This window comes from Brevibacillus sp. NRRL NRS-603 (genome assembly GCF_003013445.1).
GTDB classification, from domain to species: domain Bacteria; phylum Bacillota; class Bacilli; order Brevibacillales; family Brevibacillaceae; genus Brevibacillus; species Brevibacillus formosus.
The window spans coordinates 1-3,431 of record NZ_PXZN01000169.1 but is presented as its reverse complement, the minus strand read 5'-3'; the positions used below and the strand labels follow the sequence as shown (position 1 = coordinate 3,431).

General features: G+C 48.8%; 2 protein-coding genes and 1 pseudogene. All 3 read left to right on the top strand.

Translation table 11 applies throughout. From position 1 onward, the window contains the following. Positions 1 to 92: 92 nt before the first annotated feature. Positions 93 to 290 carry a DUF3311 domain-containing protein gene (locus C7R94_RS29690; RefSeq protein ID WP_106786048.1) on the top strand — a complete coding sequence of 66 codons (198 nt, stop codon included), beginning with the start codon at positions 93 to 95 and terminating at the stop codon, positions 288 to 290. After that, on the top strand, positions 287 to 1,777 hold the full coding sequence (locus C7R94_RS29685) for a sodium:solute symporter family protein (protein WP_106786047.1): 1,491 nt from the start codon (positions 287 to 289) through the stop codon (positions 1,775 to 1,777). Before C7R94_RS29690 ends, C7R94_RS29685 begins: the two co-directional genes overlap by 4 nt. A 30-nt stretch (positions 1,778 to 1,807) precedes the next feature. Then, positions 1,808 to 3,429: pseudogene (locus C7R94_RS29680) on the top strand (amidohydrolase). Positions 3,430 to 3,431 lie beyond the last annotated feature (2 nt).

Sequence of the window (3,431 nt, the reverse complement as noted above, 5' to 3'; positions counted from 1 at the left end):
AGGAGATATTTGAATTTTTCGATAATAATAATGTACATGTCCAGGATGTGTACAGGCAATGGGACAAATCGAGCAAAACTGGGGGGAGTCGTATGAAAGCGAGAGATTGGCTAGGGGTACTGCCATTCATTGGGATGCTGGGAGGAATTCCGTTTGTGAATCGGGTTGAGCCTTACGTATTAGGCATGCCGTTTGTCCTGTTTTGGATCGTTCTCTGGGTTATCTTAACCTCCGTCATCATGGCATTTCTCAACAAAATCGACCCTGCTACGAAGGAGGACGGCCAATGAATATCGCCTTGATCATTATTTTTGCCTTTTTATTGCTGTCCTTCTATTCCGGTATCCGTGCGCAACAAGGGAAAGACATGAATATGGAGCAATGGACCGTTGGCGGCAGAGGATTCGGTTCGATCTTTATTTTCTTGCTGGTAGCAGGCGAAATTTATACGACTTTCACCTTTTTGGGGGGCAGTGGTTGGGCGTACTCCAAAGGGGCGCCTTCTTACTACGTTCTCTCTTATATTTCACTCGCCTATGTCATTTCCTACTGGCTCTTGCCGCCAATTTGGCAGTATGCCAAAGAGCACAAGCTCGTCTCCCAATCCGATTTTTTTGTAAGCAAATACAATAGTCCGATACTCGGCATTTTGGTCGCAGCGGTCGGAGTCATTGCGATTATTCCGTATCTCGTCCTCCAATTCAAAGGCCTTGGGATCATCGTATCGGAAGCATCCTATGGCTCGATTTCGCCTGCTGGTGCGATATGGATCGGGGTCATTGTTGTGACGATTTACGTCATGATCTCGGGTATTCACGGTTCGGCTTGGACGGCTGCGATCAAGGACATCATGATTTTCTTTGTGGTCGTTTTCCTCGGGCTTTTCCTTCCGTTTCATTACTATGGGGGCATCCAGCCAATGTTTGAAGCCGTACAAGCCTCCAATCCTGGTTTCTTGACGTTCCCCGAGGAGGGTTTAAGCATTTCCTGGTACATTTCTACGGTGCTGGTCACGGTGTTTGGCTTTTACATGTGGCCCCATACGTTCGGCTCTGTGTTTTCAGCGAAAAATGCAAATGTGTTCCGCAAAAATACGATCATGCTGCCGCTCTATACCTTGATGCTTTTGTTTGTGTTTTTTGTCGGCTTTACGGCGATTCTGCAAGTGCCTGGTTTAAAAGGGGCGGACGGTGATTTGTCCTTGCTCCGTCTGTCGTTGCAAACATTCGATCCGTGGGTAGTCGGGATCATTGGAGCGGCAGGCTTGCTGACTGCGCTCGTACCAGGCTCGATGCTATTGATGACAGGGGCGACGCTCTTGGCGAAAAATGTGTTCAAAGTCATGGTTCCGCACACATCTGACGTACAAATCGCCCGGATTGCCAAATGGTTGGTGCCTGTCATTTCGTTGATCTCTCTGTATTTTGCACTGAGTGGGGGAGATACGCTCGTTACGCTGTTATTAATGGGCTACAGCTTGGTCACACAGTTATTCCCGGCCTTGCTTTTTAGTCTTCCTGCGAAGCCGTGGGTGAATAAATACGGTGCGTTTGCCGGGATTTTATGTGGGGTATCAACCGTTGCATATGTGACCATTTTCCATGTGACGATTGCGACCATGTTCCCAAATTGGCCAACCGTTGTCAAAGACCTGAACATTGGTGTCGTGGCATTGCTAGTCAATCTCGTCGTGATGTTTGCTGTGACGTTTGTGACGAAGAATCTTTTTGCACTGAATCGTCATGCCGCAAACACAGAAGGGACACCTACTCTTTAATACTCATTTCCTAAAAGGAGGCAGTTTTATATGGCAGATACTGTATTTCTCAACGGACAGGTGATCACGGTAGATCAAGAGAATCGGGTGGCAGAGGCGGTGGCAGTCAGAGGGAATCGCATTCTTGCTGTCGGATCTAGTGAAGATGTGAAACAGTTGATTCAATCACATACAAAAGTCATTGATTTGCAAGGGAAGAGTCTATTGCCCGGCTTCATCGATGCCCACCTGCATATTACGATTTACGGTACGAACAAGCTGGGGGTCGATTGCAAAGCGAGAGGGATCAGGTCGATTGATGATCTGCTCACTGCATTGAAAGAACAAGCGAATAAAACACCCAGAGGGGAATGGGTAAGGGCATGTGGTTTCGATGAAAATCTCATGGTCGAGCAACGCTATCCGACGCTTGCCGAGCTGGATGAAGTGACGACAGCGCATCCTGTTTTTGTCATGAGAACGTGTGCTCATCATTCTGTCGTAAACAGCAGGGCGCTTGCCATCGCGGGGTACGGCAGAGACACAGCCGATCCCCAAGGTGGACGTATTGATCGTGATACAGCTGGTGAGTAACGGGATTCCTCATCGAAACGGCACATATGAACATGTTTGAAAAAGCTGCTTTTACAGAAGCAGAGTACATTGAAGGGCTGCGATTGGCTTCGAAAGACTTTGTTGCTGCGGGCATTACGAGTGTCCATGATGCGGGAGGATACGGTTCAGAGAACTATCGGGCGATGCAAAAAGCCGTACAAAAAGGTGACGTGAAAGTTCGTATTTACGCAATGGTTTGTGCGCTGAATCAATCCGATGATTTTGTCCGAAAGATGATCGCTGCCGGAATGGTAACGGGTACGGGGAATGCTCGCTTCCGTATCGGACCCGCGAAGGTTTTTACCGATGGGGCAAGCATTGCGCCCACGATGGCCATGCGTGAACCGTTCTCTAGCCGACCAGATGATTACGGAATTCTCTACTATGAACAGGACGAGTTGAATACCATTTTGGGAGAGGCACATGCAAAAGGTTTTCAAATTACCGCTCATGCCCAGGGAGATCGAGCGATTGACATGCTGCTGACATGCTTTGAAACGGCACTAGAAGCCCATCCGCGCGAGAATCACCGACATCGGATTGAGCATGCAGGTGTATCTGCGCCTGATCTGTTAGCGAGAATGGCTCGGCTAGGTGTCGTACCCATTCCGAATCCTGCTTTTATCTACGATTACGGCGATTCGTATGTGAAAAACATCGGAGAGCGTGTCGGGCATATGTTTCCGGCGAGGGATCAGTTCGACGCGGGGATCATTGCGGCAGGAGCTTCGGATAGTCCCGTGACTGATTTCAACCCGCTGATTGGGATTCATGCTGCTGTTAATCGTTTGAGTAAAACAGGTCAGGATGTGGGGATCAATCAAAGGGTCAGCATCATGGAGGCGATTCGCATGTTTACTTGGAACGGAGCGTACGCCAGTTTTGAGGAGGGGATCAAAGGGAGTATTGAGGTCGGAAAGCTGGCTGATCTCGTTGTGCTGGACGGCAATATTTTGGCAACGCGGGCAGATCGTATCAAAGAGCTGCGCGTAGACAAAACGATGATAGATGGGGAGTTCGTCTATCAACGCCAAGATGAGGAGGTTCTGCAAGCATGAAC

What these genes read in the sequence shown, in the direction of transcription:
- C7R94_RS29685 (WP_106786047.1), top strand. Translation starts at nt 287, where the DNA reads ATGAATATCGCCTTGATCATTATTTTTGCCTTTTTATTGCTGTCCTTC.
- C7R94_RS29690 (WP_106786048.1), top strand. Translation starts at nt 93, where the DNA reads ATGAAAGCGAGAGATTGGCTAGGGGTACTGCCATTCATTGGGATGCTG.